The sequence below is a fragment of the Enterococcus ureasiticus genome, from assembly GCF_001730285.1.
GTDB classification, from domain to species: domain Bacteria; phylum Bacillota; class Bacilli; order Lactobacillales; family Enterococcaceae; genus Enterococcus_L; species Enterococcus_L ureasiticus.
Genome location: NZ_MIJZ01000013.1, coordinates 280023 through 301928, shown reverse-complemented (window position 1 = coordinate 301928; position 21906 = coordinate 280023). Strand labels below are relative to the sequence as shown.

General features: G+C 36.9%; 21 protein-coding genes. 13 read left to right on the top strand and 8 right to left on the bottom strand.

Going from position 1 to position 21906, the window contains the following annotated elements:
- Positions 1-155: 155 nt before the first annotated feature.
- The 3 genes from BCR21_RS09850 to BCR21_RS09840 all read left to right on the top strand — a co-directional run bounded on the left by BCR21_RS09850 (position 156) and on the right by BCR21_RS09840 (position 3898).
- Positions 156-1343, top strand: a complete 1188-nt coding sequence (locus tag BCR21_RS09850; protein ID WP_069646291.1) for a M20 metallopeptidase family protein — start codon at positions 156-158, stop codon at positions 1341-1343.
- 50 nt (positions 1344-1393) lie between these two features.
- Complete coding sequence (locus BCR21_RS09845) at positions 1394-3058, top strand: formate--tetrahydrofolate ligase (RefSeq protein WP_069646290.1); 1665 nt, start codon at positions 1394-1396, stop codon at positions 3056-3058.
- 207 nt (positions 3059-3265) lie between these two features.
- Positions 3266-3898, top strand: a complete 633-nt coding sequence (locus BCR21_RS09840; protein ID WP_069646289.1) for a hypothetical protein — start codon at positions 3266-3268, stop codon at positions 3896-3898.
- Between the two features lie 52 nt (positions 3899-3950).
- On the opposite strand, the gene BCR21_RS09835 is transcribed toward BCR21_RS09840, so the two are convergent.
- Positions 3951-5060, bottom strand: coding sequence for an ABC transporter ATP-binding protein (locus BCR21_RS09835; protein WP_069646288.1), 1110 nt, complete (start codon positions 5058-5060; stop codon positions 3951-3953).
- A gap of 187 nt (positions 5061-5247) precedes the next feature.
- On the opposite strand from BCR21_RS09835, the gene mgsA reads away from it, so the two are divergent.
- Together mgsA and BCR21_RS09825 are read left to right on the top strand one after the other, a co-directional pair.
- Entirely contained in the window at positions 5248-5670 is a 423-nt protein-coding gene (gene mgsA / locus BCR21_RS09830; RefSeq protein WP_069646287.1) for a methylglyoxal synthase, read from the top strand.
- A gap of 455 nt (positions 5671-6125) precedes the next feature.
- Positions 6126-6662, top strand: a complete 537-nt coding sequence (locus tag BCR21_RS09825) for a folate family ECF transporter S component (protein ID WP_084013285.1) — start codon at positions 6126-6128, stop codon at positions 6660-6662.
- Positions 6663-6730: 68 nt separating this feature from the next.
- Here the strand turns inward: BCR21_RS09825 and BCR21_RS09820 are convergent, their stop codons facing one another.
- A complete protein-coding gene (locus BCR21_RS09820; protein ID WP_069646285.1) occupies positions 6731-8494 on the bottom strand; it encodes an ABC transporter ATP-binding protein in 1764 nt (587 codons plus the stop codon).
- Positions 8491-10215, bottom strand: coding sequence for an ABC transporter ATP-binding protein (locus BCR21_RS09815; RefSeq protein ID WP_069646284.1), 1725 nt, complete (start codon positions 10213-10215; stop codon positions 8491-8493). The genes BCR21_RS09820 and BCR21_RS09815 overlap by 4 nt, the downstream gene beginning before the upstream one ends.
- Positions 10216-10622: 407 nt before the next feature.
- On the opposite strand from BCR21_RS09815, the gene BCR21_RS09810 reads away from it, so the two are divergent.
- The 3 genes from BCR21_RS09810 (at position 10623) to BCR21_RS09800 (ending at position 13708) form a co-directional block, all read left to right on the top strand.
- Entirely contained in the window at positions 10623-11468 is an 846-nt protein-coding gene (locus BCR21_RS09810) for a putative ABC transporter permease (RefSeq protein WP_069646283.1), read from the top strand.
- Between the two features lie 228 nt (positions 11469-11696).
- Positions 11697-12863: a 3D domain-containing protein gene (locus tag BCR21_RS09805; RefSeq protein ID WP_084013293.1), complete on the top strand. Its 1167-nt coding sequence runs from the start codon at positions 11697-11699 to the stop codon at positions 12861-12863.
- Between the two features lie 275 nt (positions 12864-13138).
- Complete coding sequence (locus BCR21_RS09800) at positions 13139-13708, top strand: GNAT family N-acetyltransferase (protein WP_069646281.1); 570 nt, start codon at positions 13139-13141, stop codon at positions 13706-13708.
- Between the two features lie 25 nt (positions 13709-13733).
- On the opposite strand, the gene BCR21_RS09795 is transcribed toward BCR21_RS09800, so the two are convergent.
- Together BCR21_RS09795 and BCR21_RS09790 are read right to left on the bottom strand one after the other, a co-directional pair.
- Positions 13734-14249: an LURP-one-related/scramblase family protein gene (locus tag BCR21_RS09795; protein ID WP_069646280.1), complete on the bottom strand. Its 516-nt coding sequence runs from the start codon at positions 14247-14249 to the stop codon at positions 13734-13736.
- Positions 14250-14288: 39 nt separating this feature from the next.
- Positions 14289-15158, bottom strand: coding sequence for a Cof-type HAD-IIB family hydrolase (locus BCR21_RS09790; RefSeq protein ID WP_069646279.1), 870 nt, complete (start codon positions 15156-15158; stop codon positions 14289-14291).
- Positions 15159-15354: 196 nt separating this feature from the next.
- Between BCR21_RS09790 and BCR21_RS09785 the strand changes: the two genes are divergently transcribed.
- The 5 genes from BCR21_RS09785 (at position 15355) to BCR21_RS09765 (ending at position 19795) form a co-directional block, all read left to right on the top strand.
- Complete coding sequence (locus BCR21_RS09785) at positions 15355-16038, top strand: uracil-DNA glycosylase (protein WP_069646278.1); 684 nt, start codon at positions 15355-15357, stop codon at positions 16036-16038.
- A 153-nt stretch (positions 16039-16191) separates the two neighbouring features.
- Positions 16192-17172, top strand: a complete 981-nt coding sequence (gene pta / locus BCR21_RS09780; RefSeq protein ID WP_069646277.1) for a phosphate acetyltransferase — start codon at positions 16192-16194, stop codon at positions 17170-17172.
- A 122-nt stretch (positions 17173-17294) separates the two neighbouring features.
- Positions 17295-17768, top strand: a complete 474-nt coding sequence (gene tsaE, locus BCR21_RS09775) for a tRNA (adenosine(37)-N6)-threonylcarbamoyltransferase complex ATPase subunit type 1 TsaE (protein WP_069646276.1) — start codon at positions 17295-17297, stop codon at positions 17766-17768.
- Entirely contained in the window at positions 17765-18286 is a 522-nt protein-coding gene (locus BCR21_RS09770) for a GNAT family N-acetyltransferase (protein WP_069646275.1), read from the top strand. Before tsaE ends, BCR21_RS09770 begins: the two co-directional genes overlap by 4 nt.
- 180 nt (positions 18287-18466) lie before the next feature.
- Positions 18467-19795, top strand: coding sequence for a 6-phospho-beta-glucosidase (locus BCR21_RS09765; protein WP_069646274.1), 1329 nt, complete (start codon positions 18467-18469; stop codon positions 19793-19795).
- Between the two features lie 110 nt (positions 19796-19905).
- On the opposite strand, the gene BCR21_RS09760 is transcribed toward BCR21_RS09765, so the two are convergent.
- From BCR21_RS09760 to BCR21_RS09750, 3 genes are read right to left on the bottom strand one after another with little or no spacing between them, the layout of a single operon-like run.
- Positions 19906-20652, bottom strand: a complete 747-nt coding sequence (locus tag BCR21_RS09760; protein ID WP_069646273.1) for a MurR/RpiR family transcriptional regulator — start codon at positions 20650-20652, stop codon at positions 19906-19908.
- 26 nt (positions 20653-20678) lie between these two features.
- Positions 20679-21203, bottom strand: a complete 525-nt coding sequence (locus BCR21_RS09755) for a GNAT family N-acetyltransferase (RefSeq protein ID WP_069646272.1) — start codon at positions 21201-21203, stop codon at positions 20679-20681.
- Positions 21196-21696 carry a GNAT family N-acetyltransferase gene (locus BCR21_RS09750; RefSeq protein WP_069646271.1) on the bottom strand — a complete coding sequence of 167 codons (501 nt, stop codon included), beginning with the start codon at positions 21694-21696 and terminating at the stop codon, positions 21196-21198. Before BCR21_RS09750 ends, BCR21_RS09755 begins: the two co-directional genes overlap by 8 nt.
- Positions 21697-21906: the final 210 nt, after the last annotated feature.

Here is a 21906-nt window from a genome sequence, read left to right as displayed (position 1 = left end):
ATCTCAATCCCCAAAAAAATAACAGAAACACGGCAAATATTCTGAAAAGTTTGGTACTATAATAAGAGAAGCTTCTTATCCGTTAGCTCTGGTTGTGTGTTTGGTTAAAAAAGCATCAAGAGCCGTATAGCTTTAAAAGAAAAGGAGAAAAAATAATGCTGACAGAAAAACAAAAAAGTTTTGCCGATCGTTTAGAAGAAGAGCTGATTCAAATTAGACGACATCTTCATCAGAACCCAGAAATTGGAATGGATTTGCCGAATACTGTAGCTTTTGTAAAAGAGAAACTTACAGAATACGGCTATGATCCAAAATCTTGTGGGAAGTCTGGTGTCACAGTAGTAGCTGGTAAAAAGAGTGGAAAAACATTTTTATTACGTGGCGATATGGATGCACTGCCGATCCGAGAATTGACCGATCTGCCGTTTAAATCTGAAAATGGCTACATGCATGCTTGTGGTCATGATATGCATACAACGATGTTGCTTGGAGCCGCTAAACTGTTAAAAGAATTTGAAGATGAGTTAGAGGGTCAAGTAAAATTACTATTTCAACCAGGTGAAGAAATTCTTTCGGGTTCAAAAGACTGCATCAACAACCATGTATTAGAAAATCCAACAGTAGATGCAGGAATGATGATCCATGTTTTTCCTTTTAAAGGATATAAGGCAGGACAAATCATGCCGACACCAGTTGGGACTTTGATGGCGAGTGCAGATTGGTTTGAAATCAATATCAAAGGTCGAGGTGGCCATGGGTCTCAGCCAGAGACTGCCATCGATCCAATCAACGTAGCAGTTCATATTTACACAGCGTTACAAGAGCTTTCAGCAAGAGAAATTGGTTCAGAAGAACGCTTTGTTCTCACAATTGGGGAATTTACTGGAGGTACGCCGGGTGCTTCAAATATTATTCCGGAAACAACCGTGATGAAAGGAACGCTCAGAACCTTGAAGGAAGATGTCCGTACACAGATCAAAGAACGCATGACAGTAATGGCCGAAAATATTGCCAAGGCTTTTCGTGCCGAAGCAGAAGTAATTTTCACCAATGGCTGTACAACAAATGTGAATGATCCAGATTTAACGACATTTACCAAAGAATCTTTAACAGAAACTTTTGGAGCTGATCGAATCGTGGCTATTCCTACTTCAACACCGCTTATGGGAAGTGAAGATTTTGGCGAAATCAGTCAGCTGATTCCGACAACAACTGTTCTTCTGGTAGCATCAGAAGAACACATCAACCTCCACAATCCAGCGATTGTTTTTGATGAATCAGTCTTAGTCGAAGGAGTGAAAGTCTACACCGATACAGCAATATCTTGGTTGAAAAAAGGTTAAATCTGTTATATTGTTTAATAATAAATGTTTAATGAACTGGAGGGGATAAAGTGGTCAAATCAGATATTGAAATCGCTCAAGAAGCAACGATGCTGCCAATCAACAAGGTAGCAGGAAAAATTGGTTTAAATGAAGAACAATTTGAATTATATGGAAAATATAAAGCAAAGATCGATGTTGAAAAAATCAAGGCAAATAAAAATGGGAAAGTCATCCTAGTGACTGCCATTACACCAACACCTGCTGGCGAAGGAAAAACAACAACAGTTGTTGGGTTAGGCGATGCCTTAAACCGAATTGGAAAAGAAGCAATTATTGCTTTAAGAGAACCTTCTTTAGGTCCAGTTTTTGGGATAAAAGGAGGTGCCGCGGGTGGTGGGTACGCACAAGTTGTACCTATGGAAGATATCAATTTGCACTTTACAGGTGATTTTCATGCAATTGGAGCGGCGAATAATCTGTTAGCGGCAATTATTGACAATCATATTTTTCAAGGCAATGAGCTAGGGATTGATAATCGCCGAATCACTTGGAAGAGAGCTGTAGATATGAACGATCGACAGTTGAGACATATTGTTGATGGTCTAGGTGCTCGGGTCAACGGGGTTCCTAGAGAAGATGGATTTGAAATCACAGTGGCATCAGAAATCATGGCTATTTTATGTTTATCCAATGATATCGATGACTTAAAAGAAAACCTAGCAAATATCATTATTGGCTACACATACGACAACCAGCCCGTTACAGCCAGAGAACTGAATGCCCAAGGCGCAATGACTGCTTTACTGAAAGATGCCATCAAACCTAATTTAGTTCAAACGTTGGAAAATAATCCTGCTTTGATTCATGGGGGACCGTTTGCCAATATCGCTCATGGGTGTAATAGCGTGATCGCAACCAATACTGCTAGAAAGTTAGCAGATTATGTCGTGACAGAAGGCGGATTTGGCGCCGATTTAGGTGCAGAAAAATTTATCGATATCAAATGTCGAAAATCTGGTATTCGTCCTTCCGCTGTCGTTGTAGTCGCAACGGTTCGTGCACTGAAGATGCATGGCGGTGTGTCCAAAGATCAGCTTGGAGTTGAAAATGTGGCAGCATTAACAGAAGGCTTACCAAATCTTTTAAAACATATTGAAAATACAACGACTGTTTTTGGTTTGCCGACTGTTGTAGCCATCAATAAATTCCCAACCGATACAGATGCTGAATTGAATCTTGTCAAAGAAGAATGTCAAAAACGCAATGTAAATGTCGTTCTTTCAGATGTCTGGGAACATGGTGGAGCTGGTGGTGAGGCGTTAGCTAAAGAAGTTGTTCGCCTATCCGAGCAGGAAAATCATTTCTCTTTTGCTTATCCAGATGAGCTTTCGATCAAAGAAAAAATCAGTGCGATCGTAGAAAAAGTTTATGGTGGAAATGCGGTTCGCTATGAACCAATTGCTGAAAGAGAAATTGCGAAACTAGAAGAATTAGGCTTCGGACATTTACCGATTTGTATGGCGAAGACACAGTATTCACTTTCAGATGATCAAACCAAACTGGGAAGACCAACTGATTTTGCGATAACGATCAGTAATATCAAGATATCAGCTGGTGCAGGATTTATCGTTGCCTATACAGGAACGGTGATGACCATGCCAGGTTTACCTAAAAAAGCAGCCTATGAAAAAATCGATGTTGACTCTAATGGGAAAATTGTTGGCCTATTTTAGAGTGAAGTCAATTATTAGGCTATAAAATAAACTCAATAGTTTGATCACACGTTGATCGAATTATTGAGTTTTTTTTAATGAACTAAAATCGAGTAAGAAGATTGACTATATGCTCTTAAAAAATAAAGCAATATGTGTCTTGACACATATGTATTTCTCCTTTAAAATAAAAAGCGTCATATATGTCAAGACACATCGGAGGAGAGCATGAAAAAGAATTCAGTCAGACATTTAACGATTTCAGCTTTACTTGTCGCAATGGGCATCATTATTCCCATGGTTATGCCAAGGATTACAATTGGACCAGCTTCATTTACCTTAGCGAGTCATGTGCCCGTATTTTTAGCGATGTTTTTTTCACCAGGAGTGGCGATTGCCGTTAGCTTAGGTACCGGTTTTGGTTTCTTTTTATCAGCAACACCGATCATAGCATTAAGAGCACTTTCTCATTTATTTTTTGCAGTAATAGGGGCATTTTACTTACAGAAACATCCAACGATCGTTTTAACTAAAAGTAAATTTGTCTTATTTAATGGTCGTTTTCAATTATTTAATTTTGTGATTGGCTTAATACATTCTGCTGCTGAATTAGCTGTAGTAAGTGTTTTTTATACAATGGGGAATATGCCAGAAACTTATTATTCACAAGGATATATGTACTCGATCTTTTTGTTGATGGGGATTGGCGGCCTGATCCATAGTTTGATTGATTACAACATTGCTTATTTTGTGGCAAATGCATTAAGTAAACAATTTGATATCCCAGTATTTAGTCAGGCTAAAAAAATTGAGAAAGCAAAAGTAACTATTCTTCCCCAAGAGACAGAAACAGTGGCATAAAAAAGAGGAGTAGCGTACAAATTAGCTACTCCTCTTTTTTTAGATATAGGAATTATGGTAACTTAATGACTTGTTCAGTTTCTGGATCGAAGAAGTGGGCTTTATTGATATTGAACGCTAAATCGACCATCTCTTCAGGTTTATGGAAATCACGAGCATCTACTTTTGAGATGAATTCTGTGTCACCTAATTTTGTATAAAGCATTGTTTCAGCACCTAATAGTTCAGATACTACAACCTCAGAACGGACAACAGCGTCATTCATTGTATCTAAGGCGACTTGCTCGCTGTGGATATCTTCTGGTCTAATGCCAAAAATAACTGATTTACCTTCATAGCCTTTTTCAACCAATAACTTATTTTTTCCTTCTGGAATTATTAGTTCTAATCCATGTCCATCACGAATAATGCCGTTGTTTAATGTAACATTAAAGAAGTTCATTGCAGGGGATCCGATAAAGCCTGCGACAAAGATATTATTTGGTGTATTGTAGACTTCCTTTGGTGATCCGATTTGTTGAATAAAGCCGTCTTTCATAATGACGATCCGATCGGCCATGGTCATGGCTTCTGTTTGGTCATGGGTAACGTAAACAGTTGTTGTTTCTAGACGACGATGCAATTTAGCGATTTCGGCACGCATTGCGACACGTAATTTTGCATCTAAGTTGGACAAAGGCTCATCCATCAAGAACACTTTGGCATCACGTACGATTGCTCGACCTAGAGCGACACGTTGACGTTGTCCACCAGATAAGGCAGCCGGTTTACGGTGCAAATATTCAGTCAAACCTAAAATTTCTCCGGCATTTTCCACGCGTTTTTTGATTTCAGCTTTGTCATATTTACGAAGTTTCAAACCAAAGGCCATATTGTCAAAAACAGTCATATGAGGATATAACGCATAGTTTTGGAAAACCATTGCGATATCGCGGTCTTTTGGTGCAACATCGTTCATTACTTTGTCACCAATAGAAAGTTCACCTTCTGTTATATCTTCAAGTCCTGCGATCATTCTTAACGTAGTTGATTTACCACATCCAGAAGGGCCTACAAAAACGATAAATTCACGGTCTGCAATTTCTAAGTTAAAATCTGTTACAGAATAATTTTCTGCATTATCATATTTTTTATAGACATGTTTTAACGCCATTTCTACCATTGTCGTCACTCTTTTCTTTTTTTATTGTATCCTTAGTATAAATGAAAGCGCTATACATCTTCAACGGAAGGTTGCACAAGAAAGAATCCCTTTTTTCGTCAAAGTGACAAAGAAGCAATCATTCCTTTAACTCTATCATGAAAGACTTTGTTATAATGAGAAAAAGAACGGAATTGAGGGATCACGGATGAAAATTGCATTGATAGCACATGATCGAAAAAAAGATTTAATGGTCAAACTGACATTGGCGTATCAACCAATATTGAAAGAACACGAATTATTTGCTACAGGAACGACTGGCTTGAGAATCTCAGAAGCAACTGGACTACCTGTTCATCGTTTTAAGTCTGGGCCATTAGGCGGAGATCAGCAAATCGGGGCAATGATTTCAGAGGATAAATTAGATATGGTGATTTTTTTACGGGATCCATTAGCTGCACAACCTCATGAGCCAGACGTTACAGCGCTGATTCGTTTGAGTGATGTTTACGAGATTCCTTTGGCAACTAATATCGGGACGGCTGAAATTTTATTAAGAGGATTACAAGCGGGGTTTGCGGATTTTAGAAATGTGGTTCATGAAACAGATAATAAGCCATTGTCGTTTTAATTATTTTAGTTATAGTTTGTTGCAGCAATGTAGGGAATATGCTATATTTCATTTAGGCTTAGGCCTAAATAAAACAGAGTAGGAAATAAAGCGTTAAGTGCTGAAAGGATGGGATGTTGCCTTTCGGACGAAGAATATATAAGAAAAGTGATCTAGCTAAACTAACTAGCTTCTCGGAAAAAAAAGAATCATTCTTGTGATAAAAAGCATCACAAACATAATTACCTATTTTTCGGTCGAAGCTGAACTAGTTCATTTCGCTTTTCTGTGATCTAGCTGCATGAAGCAGCCTTTGAGGAAAGTAGACAATCTTCACATGGAACAAAAGACGTTCCACGTTCAGATTCCTAACTTTCTAAAAGGCTAAACGCTTCATTTCGCTTTTCTATATTCGCGGTTTTGTTTTCGCATTCGCTGCATATTTTGTGTAGCAGCTCTTAGAGGAGATGCTAGAAATGAAGAAAAGAAAAATTGATACACGAACCATTACGCTGATGAGTTTATTGATTGCGTTAATGGTGGTTTTCACGCGGTTTATTTCGTTTGAGACCCAGTTTTTACGAGTTAGTTTGACCTTTATTCCAGAGTCATTGATGGCCATTCTTTTTGGTCCATTTTGGACAGGAATCGGTAGTGCCGTAGCAGATACAGTCGGCATGCTGTTATTTCCTAAAGGACCTTATTTTCCTGGTTTTACATTGAATGCATTTATTTCTGGTGCCATTTATGGATTCTTTTATTACAAAAAGGAGTTAACGTGGAAACGAGTAATCATGGCAACATTATCCGTTACTTTGATTATTCATATGTTCCTGACACCGTTGTGGTTGGGATTGATGTATGGTGTGAATATTTCCAATCTCGCTTGGTGGGCACCTAGAATCGTGAAGAATATCATCTTTTTCCCAATACAAGTAGTTGCTACTTACTATTTAGGAAATAAAGTTCCTTATAAACAGTTTTTGAATAAATCATTGAGTAATTTAAAATAAAAAAGAGCCCTCAACTTTCCAACATCCCAAGGAAGTTTGAGGGCTTTTTTATTCTTTGATTTAATTTATCACAATTGATTTTTAAATTGCGCTTCATACAAAGCGTGGTAAAAACCATCTTTTTTATTGATCAACTCATCATGACTGCCGATTTCAACAACAGAACCTTGTTCCATCACTAGAATTTTATCTGCATTTTTGATTGTGGAAAGTCGATGAGCAATCACGAAACTTGTACGGCCATCCATCATTTTTAAGAAGGCATCTTGAATGTTTTTTTCGGTCAACGTATCAACAGAACTAGTCGCTTCATCTAAAATCAACATAGGCGGATCACTGATCATGGTTCTAGCAATCGTCATCAATTGTCTTTGACCTTCGGAGATTTTGATTCCACTGGCGCCAATCAAAGTATCTAACCCTTCAGGCAAACGGGTAACAAAATCAAAAATATAGGCTTTTTTCATAGCTGCTTCGATTTGGTCATCGGTGGCTTCAGCGTTTCCATAAGTCAGATTAGCACGGATAGTGCTGTCAAATAACCAAGTATCTTGTAAAACCATCCCAAAACTTTTACGTAAACTATCTCTTGTGACTTGCGTGATGTTATGCCCGTCGATCGAAATTCGTCCACTATCCACCTCATAAAAACGCATCAGTAAATTGACCAGGGTTGATTTACCGGCACCCGTTTTTCCGACAATCGCAATCGTTTCACCAGGGAAGGCAGTCAAATTAAAGTCTTGGATCAATGGTTTTGAGGGTGTATAAGCAAAATCTACATGCTCAAATATGACTTTTCCTGTAACCTCATTTAAAACAAAAGCATGTTCACGATCTGGTTTTTCTTCAGGTTGACTGATGATTTCAAATGTACGATCTAATCCGGCTAGAGCTGTTTGGATTTGCGTAGTGATTCCTGACAACTCAATAAAGGGTTTAGAAAACTGACTGGAATAAATAGTAAAACTAGAGATGACACCAATCGTAATTGCTTGATTTCCACTTAATAGTAAAAGTCCTCCGACAAGACCAATTGATAGATAGGCTAAATGATCAATAAAACGAGAGAGCGGGTTTGTGAGTGAAGAAGAGAACTGCGCTTTTTGCCCGCGAACGTATAAGTCTTGATTCAATGATTCAAAACGTTGCTGAGAAACATTTTCTTGTTGAAATGCTTTGACGATTTTTTGGTTTCCAACCATTTCAGAAACATAACCAGAAATTTCGCCTACGATTTTTTGCTGAGCAGAAAAATTTTTCTGAGACGATTTTGCAACGACCCAATTAACTAGAAAAATAATTGGTGTAGCAACTAGAACAACTGCTGTAAGCAGTGGACTTAGTTTAAACATAAAGAAAAACGCAATGATCACCACAGATAGTCCTGAAAACAACTGGTTAAAAACAGCAGAGCAAGCTACAGAAATGTTATCCATATCATTTGTAAAACGACTAACAATATTTCCATGAGACGTCTGATCATAATAATTTAACGGTAACCGATTCAAATGGGCGAAGGCATCTTTTCTAAGTTCTGCTACAGAAAGATAGGAAACACGATTCCCTAGACGTTGAATCAACCATTGACTAATCACTGTAATAACCAAAATACTAGCTAAAGTGCTAAGAAATCGCAAGAGAATCGTAAAATCAACATTGCCTTTGGCAATCATCGTATCCACAGATTTCCCCATGTAGTAGGTCATCAAAACGGTGGTTAATCCACTGAGAATACCGAGAATAACCGCCGCAGTCATCTCCTTAGGATATCGAAGCAAATAAGGCATGAAACGATTAAATGAATTTGTAGCTGTTTTTTTCGTTGTCATGATTTAGTTTCCTCCTCTTGTGAAGCGACGATTTCTTGGTAAGCTTTAGAATGGTGTAATAATTCCTCGTGAGTTCCTAGTCCAACTTGTTTGCCGCTAGCTAAAACTAAAATTTGATCTGCTTGTTGAATCGAACTGATTCGCTGAGAAATGATGATAAGCGTCGTTTCCTTTAAATCTCGGCGTAATGCGGTGCGTAAATTTAAATCAGTTTGATAGTCTAAGGCACTTAAAGAGTCATCTAAAATCAAAACGTCCGGTTTATGGATCAAAGCACGGGCAATCGTCAAGCGCTGTTTTTGACCACCAGAAAAGTTTTTTCCACCTTCGTATACTTTTGTATCTAGGCCGTCACTTAGGTTTTTAACGAAATCTTTGCATTGAGCGGTTTCTAATGCTTGCCAACATTCTTCGTCGTCGGCATTTTCTTTTCCCCATTGAAGATTTTCTCGAATTGTGCCTGTAAATAAAACAGCTGTCTGAGGTGTAATTGCAATTTTTTTGCGTAGTCTTTCTATAGACCAGTCACGAACATTGATTCCATCAACGAAGATATTGCCTTCACTGATATCATAAAAACGAGGAATCAATTGTGTTAATGTACTTTTTCCGCCGCCCGTCGGTCCCGTAATACCCAGAATTGAGTTTTTAGGAATTTTCAGTGAAATATCTTTCAACGCTAATCCAGCACTTGGTTGGTAACGGAAGGAGACACGATCGAAGACGATTTCTTTTGTTTGGCCGTCAGAAGTCGTTTCGTTGTTTGTGGATTGAATGCTAGGATCAACCGACAAAACTTCTTGAACTCTTGATGCAGAGGCTGAAGCGCGTGTAAAAATGATTACTAAATTTGAAACAACGATCAACGCAAGCAGCATCTGATTCATATAATTGATCAAAGCCAACACTTCTCCTTGTTGTAATCCGCCAATCTCGACTTTGATCCCACCAAGATAAAGTAAAGCCAAAATACCAAGGTTCATTACTAAGGTGGTAGCAGGAGTCAATAAAGCTGAAATATTCGAAACACGGATATAGATAGAAGAAAGATCATCTGTTACTTCATTGACATGTTTTTCTTCTGTTTGTTTTCTAGCGAAGGCCCGAATAACTCGGACACCACTTAAATTTTGACTGATTTGTCGATTTAACATATCTAGCTTTTCTTGAACTTTTTTATATAATGGCACTGTCGTTTTTATAATGAAATAAAGAATAAGACAAAAAATTGGCAACATCAGCAGAAAAATCAATCCCATCTGCACATTAATATAAAAAGCCATAATAACAGAACCAATACTTAAAAAAGGTGCCCGAATCACAAGCCGAATCAACATTGCCAAAGCTAACTGTAACTGATTGATATCATTCGTCATACGCGTGATCAACGTATCCGTTCCAAAACTATTTAATTCAGCATGAGAAAGTTGATTGATTTTTTTCATCAATTGATTTCTCAATTCTGTCCCAAATCCTTGAGAAGCGATTGAAGAATAATACTGACAGATCATCACACAGACTAGCCCAATGATTGACATCAAAAGCATCCAGCCAGCCATTTGGATTACATAAGACCGGTCATTATTTTTAATTCCCTGATCAACTAAACGGGCCATAAATAAGGGTAAAACTAACTCAAAACAAGCTTCTAAAAACTTAAAAAAAGGACCAAGAATAATTTGTTTAAGGTATTTCTTTGCATATGTGAGTAAACTGAACATGAGGTTCCTCCTAAATTTAAAAGCTAAAAGAGCTCGTTCAGCCTTGACAGGAAAATAGAAAAAATTGACTGAGGCGTTTTTTGCTTCATTCAATTTTTATCTTTTCCCCAAGAGGCTAGCTCTTGAAGCTAGATATGATATATAGTAACACCGTTCCGCTTTGCATCACCTTGTACCAATCAATATCAACTTATAAATTCGTTGTATTTCTTAGCATGTTTCAAAGCAAAAACGTAACAGCTTCGTAGTCAAATAAAAACACTAACAGATAACGTTTTTTACAAATAAGTTTGTTCTTCTATTCTATATCAATTGTATATCAATTTTCAATGAGAATAAAGTTGCTCGCATTAAACCATGATTATTTGTTACAATAACTAGTAAATGCTATTTTAAGGAGAAAACACATGAATGAATTTATTAAAATCGTTTTATTATTTTTCATCTACTCGTTTATCGGTTGGCTGTGGGAGACAGTTTATTGTTCATTAAAGGCCAAGAAATTTGTGTATCGAGGTTTTTTAGTGGGCCCCTATTGTCCAATCTACGGGTTTGGTATTTTGAGTGTTCTTTATTTTTTAGAACCGCTTAAACAAAATATCGTTGTTTTGTATTTGTTATCGACGATTCTAGTCACTATTTTGGAATATATCACAAGTTACGGCTTAGAAAAGTTATTCCATGCTTCTTGGTGGGATTATAAAGATGTTCCGCTGAATATCAATGGTCGTGTCGCATTGCCTGTATCACTCTTTTGGGGGATTGGCTGTGTGCTGATCGTACGCGTTATTCATCCCAAAGTAATGTTACTTGAGGAATTTTTATCTGAAAAATTCGGTATGATTCTACCGATTATTTTATTATTTTTAATTATTACCGATTTGATTTATACCTTAGTTAACATGCAGTCATTCAAAAAAGTTACAGCGCAAATCAGTACAGCTGTGGAAGAGCGCAAACAAGAACTGGCTACTGCATTGACTGAAAAACGTGAAGAACTATCTGCAAATCTCTCTGAACTAAAAGAATCTGTTTCAGAAGAAATCACGGAACGAAAACAAGCAAAAACAATAGAACGAAATTCTTGGATGGAAGAGCTTAAAGAAACACCAGCAATTAAGAAACTATTAACGCATATGAACTACAATCAAAAGCGTTGGGTGAGAAATTATCCTAATTTGAAGCTCAAAAATGTGAAAAATCCTTCCGAAGTCCAACAAATCATTAATAAAAGCAAAAAAAAGGATGATTAATTTTTATTTAGTATAACAGTATATTTTTGTGTTTCATAATAATGATAAATACTGATGGATAAAGGTTTTAAGAGATATTTTAGGGCTTAAATAAGACGGATAGAATTGAGGAATGTTACAGAAAAAAGGGGATTTTCGCTGAAATGTAACAAATTGTAACGCTATTGAAATAAAATAAGCTCTATAGATTAGTATAATAGGTGGAGTTGGATTTAGTTAGGAAAGGTGTTGGATTCAGTGAAAGTAAAAAAATTGATACCATTTTTAGCTGCTATCATGCTAGTAAATGTTGCTCTTCCAATCGGTGCCGCAGCAGAGTCATTAGATGAGCTGAAGGATAAAGAAGCACAAGCCGCACAAACGGGAGAATCACTTAGCAAAGATATCAATACAGCTTTGAATGATGTTAATGAAAAATACGCTGAAATTGAAAAACTTAAAGCAGACATTTCAAAAGCTGAAGAAACAATCAAAAACTCTGAAGCTGAAATCACAGTAACAGAGCAAAGCATTGCACGCCGTAAAGAAGTCGTTGGAAATCGTATGAAAGATATCCAGCTAAGTGGGGAACAGCGTACATGGCAAGTATTATTAGATGCTGAAAGTGTATCAGATTTCTTTAATAAAGCGTATGCGATGACTATCTTACAAAACGCAGAAAAAGAAAAGATCGATAGTCTATCTAAAGATAAAGAAAAATTGTCTGAACTTCAAGAAACTGTAAAAAGTAAACAAGATGAATTACAAACCAACGAAACAAAATTACAGGACGAAGCATCAGCAATGGATGAACAAGTTGTAACTTTAAAACAGCAATTATCTGATAATCAAGCGGCGTTACAACAAATCGCCAGCGAAAAACAGACAGAAGAAAAACGTATCACAGATGAAAAGAAAGCAACTGAAGCTCGCCAAAAGCAAGCAGCATTGGAAGAAGCTCAAAGAAAAGCTAAAGTTAGCTCTCAAACAAGCTCAAGTAACAGTTCATCATCAATCAGTGATTCAAGTAGCAGCAGCTCAAGCAGTGAAGAACAACCTGTTGTTACACCACCATCACAACCAGAAGAAACGCCAAACACTGGCGGTGAAACTGGTAACAGTGGAGCAAATGGTCGAGTACTTTATATGCAATCAACTGCTTACTCATGGAGAGAAGCGGGTTCAGGGTTTATCACTGCAACTGGGATCGATCTTCGTTCACAAAGTAATGTGATCGCAGTTGACCCAAGTGTGATTCCGTTAGGATCATTTGTTGAAGTAGAGGGCTATGGATTTGCCGTCGCTGGAGATACTGGTGGCGCAATCAAAGGTAATATTATTGACGTACATTTCCCATCTGTTGACCAATGTTTAACATGGGGTCGCAGAAACAATGTTAAAGTCACAATTCAATAAAAAATTAAGAGCGTGGTACAAAACTAAAGATTAGTTTTGTACCACGCTCTTAATCCGAATAAACGGCAAGAAAAAGCAGCTCCTTCGAAAATAAGCTGGAATTCATAAAAAATTGAAGAGCAATTTTCGTGAATCCCCTTTTATTTCTCGGAGCTAAACGCTTTTGTCTCAGCCTTTTTTTTTGACCAATTATTAAAACAAATTAAAAAACAAGTGAATGTAATGCATTAACAAAAAATAAATGGTACACTCAGTAAAGAAAGTGAGGAATAACAATGATTCGTTTTGCAACAAAAGAAGACGGAGAGGCTATTGCTCCGTTGATATTAGTTATTTTAAAAGATATGGAATTACCTTTATTAGAAATTATCCCAGAGGAAACACTTTTAGCAGTTCTGGCCGAAGCAGTAGCAGATCCAACTTATCGTTATGGCTATCAGCGAGGATTGGTTTATGAAGAAAATGGGCATGTAGCAGGAATTGCGTTTGGCTATCCAAATGAAGATGAGCCGATTATTGATGAGCCCCTAAAAAAAGTCTTGAGTAAATACAATTTGGATGAAGAAATAAGAATATTTATTGATCCAGAAACATTACCAGGTGAATGGTATTTGGATTCGATTTCTGTTGATGAAAAATATCGTGGATTGGGAATTGGTTCCAAACTATTAGATGCTTTGCCACAAATGGCCAAAAGAGATGGCAAAGACATCATTGGATTAAGTGTGGATAAAGGAAATCCTAATGCTAAAAAATTGTATAGCCGAAAAGGTTTTAAAGATGTAGCTGAGATGATGATCAGTGGACATTTATACGATCATATGCAGAAAAAAATCAGCGAATGATATACGCTGATTTTTTTTAGTTATTTTAGCAAGTTCCCCAACCAATGATTGGTTTATGGTTTGAATTCTTTTTTTTATTATACAACCAATAATCCAAAACAGCTGCAACACATATACATAATGGCGCATCATCGTCATTTGTGACATCTAAACTGAAATAATCACCTGAAAAAAGAGTGGCTTTATTCATCTCCATGATTTTATGGTTGACTTGATAAATGGAATAACGATGATTTTTAATGTCTCCTAAAACAGTCCAATGCAAATGTTGGATATAATAAAAATCTGCATTCAAATTTAAAATTTTTCGTAACACTCCGACCTTTTCAAATCCTTTGTATAGTTCGAACCGTGAACCAAAGGCAAAGGATGTCTGTCTGATGCTAGCGACTAATTCACCGTTCATCTTATATAGAGAAAGCGCGTCACCACGTGTGCCCCAACGTCCAACAAGTAAGAAAAGAGATTTGCCATCCTCATCTTTAACAATGGTTCTTGTAACATTGCTTAATTGTTGTTCTTGAATAAAAAACTCAGACACCGTATCTCACCTCTTTTCTTAATTGGTTAGTTGTTTACATTATAAATCTTCTCGGATTGCCCGCAAGATTGCTTCGCCTACACCGTTTTCTAAGTTGGTAGAGGTGATATATTTTGCATGGTCTTTGACCTCTAATTCAGCATTTCCCATAGCAAAGCTAACACCAGCCCATTGTAGCATGCTAACATCATTGAAATTATCACCGATTGTCATAACTTCCTTTTCAGAAATTCCACGTTCTTTGGCTACATGGGCAACTGCGATTCCTTTTTGTGCATTTTTATGATTGACTTCAATATTATTTTGAGCCGATGAAGTGACTGCTAAATCGTTCAATTGTCTAATTTGAGTACTTGCAGGACCCAATACTTTTGGACCATCCATACTGAAACCAATAATTTTTAACACTTCAATGTCGTTTTGTGCAATCAAAGCACGCATATCATTTATATAAGTGATATCAAGTAAAGATAAGTGAGCGGCAGCCATCGCAATCGCAACTTTGTAGGTTAAGTGCGGCATCGTTGTTGCGATATGAGACGCAAAGTTCTCAATTCTTTTTTCCTGTTGTTCAGAATAAATTCCCTTGTTCGTAGAGACTTCAAAATATACATTGTGAGCATCTAAAATATCTAGGATCTCAGCTGTCGTTTTCTTGTCGATCCCAGCGGTGAAAAGCGAATTACCCGCCTTATCAAAGACTTTAGCGCCATTCAAAGTAATCATCGCACATTCGATCCCAGCTTCGTCTAGAGCGGGTTTTGCTTCTGTATATGCCCGTCCTGTAGCAACCATAAACTCGATACCCAGGCGCTCAGCCTCTCTAATAGCAGAAGCATTGTCTTTTGAAATCCCCATTTTTGAATCTAGTAGTGTGCCGTCCATGTCTGAAGCAATCAATTTAATCATAAAATTTTCTACACCTCGTTTATTTAACTTATCTATAGTTTAACATGTTTTTTCCATTTCAGTGCAGAAAAAATTTCCTTGTCACCTCATAAAAAATCAGATATGCTTAATGTGTAAAAGAAAGCTTTCAGAATAGAAGTTTTAATTAATAAGAATAGACAAATACCGTACCGAATAAATTGAAGGAGGACAACGAATGAAAGCAATTATTCATAATAGTTGGCAAGATGTTTTAGAAGAAGAATTTACAAAGGAATATTATTTGAATTTACGAGATTTTTTAAAGCAGGAGTATAGCGAGCAAACCATTTATCCGGATATGTATCACATTTATTCTGCGCTAGAATTGACACCATATGAAGAGGTTAAGGTCGTGATATTAGGACAAGATCCTTATCATGGTCCTAATCAGGCACATGGGTTAAGTTTTTCTGTGCAGCCTGGGGTTAAAACGCCGCCTTCTTTGATGAACATATATAAAGAATTGAGAGATGATTTAGGCTATCCTCCTGTCTCTCATGGCTTTTTAGAAAGTTGGGCGAAACAAGGTGTTCTCTTATTAAACACAGTTTTAACGGTCAGAAATGGTCAAGCTTATTCTCATCGAGGACAAGGCTGGGAAAATTTGACGGATGCAATTATTAAAAAATTGAATGAACGTGATAAGCCAATTGTCTTTATTTTATGGGGGAAACCAGCGCAAGAAAAAATTAAAATGATCGATACCAACAAACATATTATTATCAAATCACCACATCCGAGTCCATTGGCAGCGCATCGCGGCTTCTTTGGCTCCAAACCTTTCTCAAAAACGAATCAAGCATTAGAGCAATTAGGAGAGACGCCAATCGACTGGCAATTGCCTGATACAGTGTCTTAAAACAGAACATTCTGTTATAGTGCAGAAGGGCTAGTTTGTGAAATTAATATCAGAATCAGCATTTTTTACACTAATACAGCTAGAAATAACTGTTATTTTCTTGAAGAATGGTGTATGATAAGTTTGTATAAATAATCAGTTGGAGGGTATATCGTGGAATTATTCGATAGCTTAAAATTTAAAGTCATTCGCCGCAACATCAAAATTGTTTTCCCGGAAGCAACAGATCCTCGTATCTTAGGAGCTGCAGCTCGCTTGAAAGCAGAAGAATTAATGGAACCGATCTTGATCGGTAAACAAGAAGCGATTGTGGAAGCAGCTCACGCTCGCGGAATCAAAGCTTCTGGCTTTACAATCATAGATCCTGATAATTACGATGGATGGGAAGATATGGTTGCAGCGTTTGTAGAACGTCGTAATGGAAAAGTTACAGATGAAGATGCTCGTAAGATTTTAAAAGATGTAAACTACTTTGGTACGATGCTTACGTATATGGGTCTTGCTGATGGTATGGTCAGTGGTGCGATTCACTCGACTGGAGATACTGTTCGTCCAGCTTTACAAATCATCAAAACAAAACCAGGTGTTAGCCGTACAAGTGGTGCAATGATCATGGTTCGCGGTCGCGACCAAGAAAAATACATCTTTGCAGATTGCGCAATCAACGTAAATCCAACAGCTCAAGAATTAGCTGAGATTGCAGTCGATAGTGCAAAAACTGCTGAATTATTCGATATTGAGCCAAAAGTAGCAATGATGAGTTTCTCAACAAAAGGTTCTGCAAAAGCACCTGAAGTGGACAAAGTCGTTGAAGCAACAAAAATCGCTAAAAGCTTAGCACCTGAACTTGAAATCGATGGTGAATTACAATTTGATGCTTCATACGTAGCATCTGTTGCTCAATTAAAAGCACCGAATTCATCTGTTGCAGGACAAGCTACAGTATTTGTTTTCCCAGAATTACAATCAGGAAATATTGGCTACAAGATCGCACAACGTTTAGGTAACTTTGAAGCAATCGGTCCAATCTTACAAGGATTGAACAAACCAGTATCTGATTTATCTCGTGGAGCAAATGAAGAAGATATTTACAAATTATCTATCATCACAGCAGCTCAAACATTAATGAACTAATCTAAAAGACTAGGGATTCAGAACAAGACGTTTAGCGTTTTGCTTTGACTCCCTAGTTTTTTTTTCAATAATTCGGTATACTACACTACATAGAAATAAGGAAAGCTAAAGTAGGTGATAAAATGGATATCGTAATCAACAATCCTAAAGAAACAGAATCTCTAGCAAAAATCATTGGATTAGTTGCAGAGCCAGGTGACAACATCATTCTTTCAGGAGATTTAGGAGCAGGAAAAACCACTATGACAAAAGGAATCGCTTTAGGATTAGGTATCGATCAAATGATCAAAAGTCCTACCTATACGATCATTCGTGAATATCAGCAAGGACGTCTGCCGTTGTATCATATGGATGTGTACCGTATTGAAAATGGCGCTGATGATCTTGGGTTGGATGAATATTTTGAAGGCGATGGATTATCTGTTGTTGAGTGGGGAAAATTATTGGGCGATTTTTTACCGACAGATTATTTAGATATTACCCTAACAAAAGATTCAGAAGATATGGAAAAAAGAGTCCTGTCAATTCAAGCATTTGGAACGCAGGCAGAAAAATATTTGGGACGCATTCAGCAAAAAATGGAGGAAAGTCTATGACAGAGGTTGAATTTACGATTCGAGAAGCAATTCCAGATGATGCAGCAGAGATTTTACATGCATTAAAAACGATTGGCAGTGAAACACCTTATTTGGTAATGGATGAAAAAGGGATGGAAATGACTCCAGTTGAGATGAGTGAGAACTTAGCGAATCTTTATGAATCGCCAAATAACATACTGATGGTCGCTTTAGCAGATGGAAAAGTCATTGGTACAGCTTCTGTCAAAGCCTCATCCAAAAAGCGTATGGAACATATCGGAGAAATCGGAATCAGTATTTTAAAAGAATATTGGGGCTTTGGGTTAGGTAGCTTGATGATGGAAGAGTTGATCTATTGGGCGAAAGAAAGTGATGTAATCCGCCGTTTAGAGTTAACTGTACAGCATCGAAATCAGCGAGCTGTTCATGTTTATGAAAAAATAGGCTTTAAAACAGAAGCAATCATGGCTCGTGGTGCAAAAACGGATGATGGCGAATTCTTAGATGTACATTTGATGAGTATGATGATTGATTAAAATCAAAAGAGAGTAAACTGGGATCATACTTGTTTATTCTCTTTTTTTGTAACGTGTCGTTACTTAGATGTCACAGGTTACATCTTCTTTCCTATGTAACCACTTTCTTCGTTTCTATATATTCTCTCTCAGCAAAAGGATATACTGATATCAGATAAAACGCTTAAGGAGCTGAACGAGATGTCAAAAGGAATTAAAATAGTTACAATCGGTGGAGGTTCAAGTTACACACCAGAATTAGTTGAAGGATTTATTAAACGTTACGATGAATTGCCAGTACGTGAATTATGGTTAGTTGATATTGAAGCAGGAAAAGAAAAACTAGAAATCGTAGGAGCAATGGCGAAACGTATGGTCAAAGCCGCAGGTGTTGACTGTGAAGTACATTTAACTTTAGATCGTCGTGAAGCATTGAAAGATGCAGATTTTGTTACAACACAATTACGTGTGGGACTTTTAGATGCACGTATTTTAGATGAACGCATTCCGTTAAGTCATGGCTTGATCGGACAAGAAACGAATGGCGCCGGCGGTATTTTTAAAGCGTTGAGAACTGTTCCAGTGATTTTAGATATTGTAGAAGATATGAAAGAACTTTGTCCAAATGCTTGGTTGATCAACTTTACGAACCCAGCTGGTATGGTAACAGAAGCTGTTTTACGTTATGGTAACTGGGACAAAGTTGTCGGTTTATGTAACATTCCAGTTAATGCTGTGTTTGAAGAAGCAGCATTATTAGGTGAAAATAATCGTGATCTATTCTTCCAGTTTGCAGGAATCAATCATTTACACTGGCATACTATTACAGACAAAAACGGAAAAGATCGTACGGATGAATTGATCAAAGTAATGTATGGTCAAGATGATGCTAAATCAATTGTAGCCAATATTAAAGACAACAACTTGATCTGGGAACAAGTCGAAAATCTACACATGGTTCCTTGTCCATACCATAATTACTACTATTATACAGATAAAATGCTAGCCGAAGAATTAGAAGATTTCAAAAACAACGGCACACGTGCTGAAAAGGTAAAAGAGATCGAACATGAATTGTTTGAACTATACAAAGATCCTAATTTAGACTACAAACCAAAACAATTAGCAGAACGTGGCGGCGCTCGTTACAGCGATGCAGCCTGTGAAATCATCAACTCTATTCATAATGATAAACGCACAACAATGACGGTCAGCACTAGAAATAACGGAACAATCACAGATTTACCTGCTGAGAGTGCAGTAGAAGTTACATGTACGATCACTGGCAAAGGCCCAGTTCCGTATAACTTTGGTAGCTTTAAACCACAAGAACGTGGTTTATTACAAGTGATGAAGTCAATGGAAGAATTAACGATCGAAGCGGCTGTTACAGGTGATTATGGTACATTATTACAAGCCTTTACGATGAATCCACTGATTACGAGTGGCGATGTTGCTAAAGAAGTGATGGATGAATTGTTGGAAGCACATAAACAATATTTACCGGCTTTCTTTAAAGAAGGAAAATAATCTGAAAAAGCGAAGTTGGGACAGAAGTGTTTATTTCCGAAGGAGTTGTTTCTGCTCCCACCATTTATTTGGATTCCTTGAGGCTGAGATGTGACTCGTAGAGTTATATCTCAGCCTTTCTTTTGTTTTTGCACTTCTTTTGCCAAATACTCTACTGTATATAGCGCTGGTACTTGGGATGTAATATCACTATCTCCAATTCTTTCCGTTGAAATATAATAAGGAATATTCACATCTGATAGAGCCGCAATCGGAGATTTTTCACTATTCGTGATCGAAATGATCGAACTATCATTCGTAATAAAATGATTCAGATAATTGATGATCGCTTCATTCTCGCCACTAACAGAAAGGGCAATCACACAAACATTTTTCGCCATACTTTTATTAAAAAAGTTCACGGGGTGATTGATTGGATCTTCAATGTGAAAGGCCATACTAAAAATAGAAGAGAAATACAATGCACCATATTCGGCAATAATATTTGACGAACCTGTTCCAATAAATAAAACAAGATCTTTTTCAGACAATAACTTCGCAGCTGCTTGAATTCGTTCTTGATAAAAAGCTTCTGTAGAACGCTGGATAAAATTAGTGAACGATGTTTCATCAACGGCATGCGTTGTAACAGGTTCCGCTAAAGATTTTCGATACAAATTCAATTTGATTTTAAATTCAGAAAACCCTTCACACTCAAATTTTCGGCAAAAACGCAGAATACTGGCGGTACTGCTATGGGTTTCTTTTGCTAGCTCACGAATTCGCATATAAACCACTTCATCAATGTGAGATGCAATATATTTATAAATTTCTAAGTCAATAGGGCTTAAATCGGGACTATGATCTAAAAATAACAAGATATCCACTACTTTCTTTGTTAATATTATTTATTTAAATCAATGCTATAAACAAAATGACGAACGGGCAGACCAGAATAATCTTTATCAAATTGCTTTACAATCGTCATTCCATTTTTTTCAGCAACTTTTTGAGAGGATAGATTTGTATCTCGAATGATCGAACAAATTTTCTTTGCATTTAATTCAGTTTTAGCATAGGTGAGACATAATTTGCTTGCAGAAGTTGCATAGCCTTGATTCCAGTAACGTTTATTGACTAAGTAGCCGATTTCTAACAAGAATTCTTCTTCTACATTTGAATAAACGATTCCACATTGCCCAACAAAAGTATCACTTTTTTGATCAATAATTGCCCATAAACCAAACCCATTTTCCTCGTAACTTTTTAAGTTCCAGTTCAACCAATCAGCGATCTTTTCTTGTGAAAATGTTGATTCATAGGCATACATCGTTTCCTCATCTTGTAAAATCAAACATAAATCACTAAAATCATCGGGTGTGAATTCTCTTAAATAGAGTTGTTCATTTTCGATTATTTTTTTAGTCATTGCTTGTCGCTTCCTTTTTATCAGAATTTAACTTCATATTCATGACATACAATGGACCAAATTCACCTTGGACAATTTTTTCTAAGTGCTCAAAACCTGCGCTTTTATAGAGTGTTTGAGCAGCAAGGTTCTTTTTGTTTACGGCGAGAATAATCTCCGTCACATCTGGAAAATGTAGTCGAACAAATTCAGGTAATGCTCGTAATACTTCTTTTGCGTGACCTTTACCCTGATATCTCTCATCAGTAGAAAATGATCTTAATAAAATTGCTTGCTCATTTGTTGTATATAAATGAACATCTTTTTTTTCGTCTAAAACAAAAAAGTTCGTTAATCGTCCATCCTCGATTCCTACTATTGGATGGATGAAAGAATTTTCTAAAGAAATTTTTATTGGCATTTCTGGTGTTCCTGTAAAAAGTAATTGTTCGTCATTTAGTTGATATTGCTGGATCATAGATGAAAAATCGTTGGTATATCTTTTTAAGAACATGATTAGCACATCCTTTACACATAATAGCTCAAGCTAAAATAGGAAGAACTTCTATTATTTTAACACAGTAATTAGCTAAGGCCGCAAAAATTAAGTTTCAAAAACCAAAATGGTGAGAGGAAAGTAACAGAAAGTTGGGATAATAATAACAGGAATCTGGGAGTTTGTGAGTCATATTTCTTTGTATACTAGGTTCATCAAGTAATAACT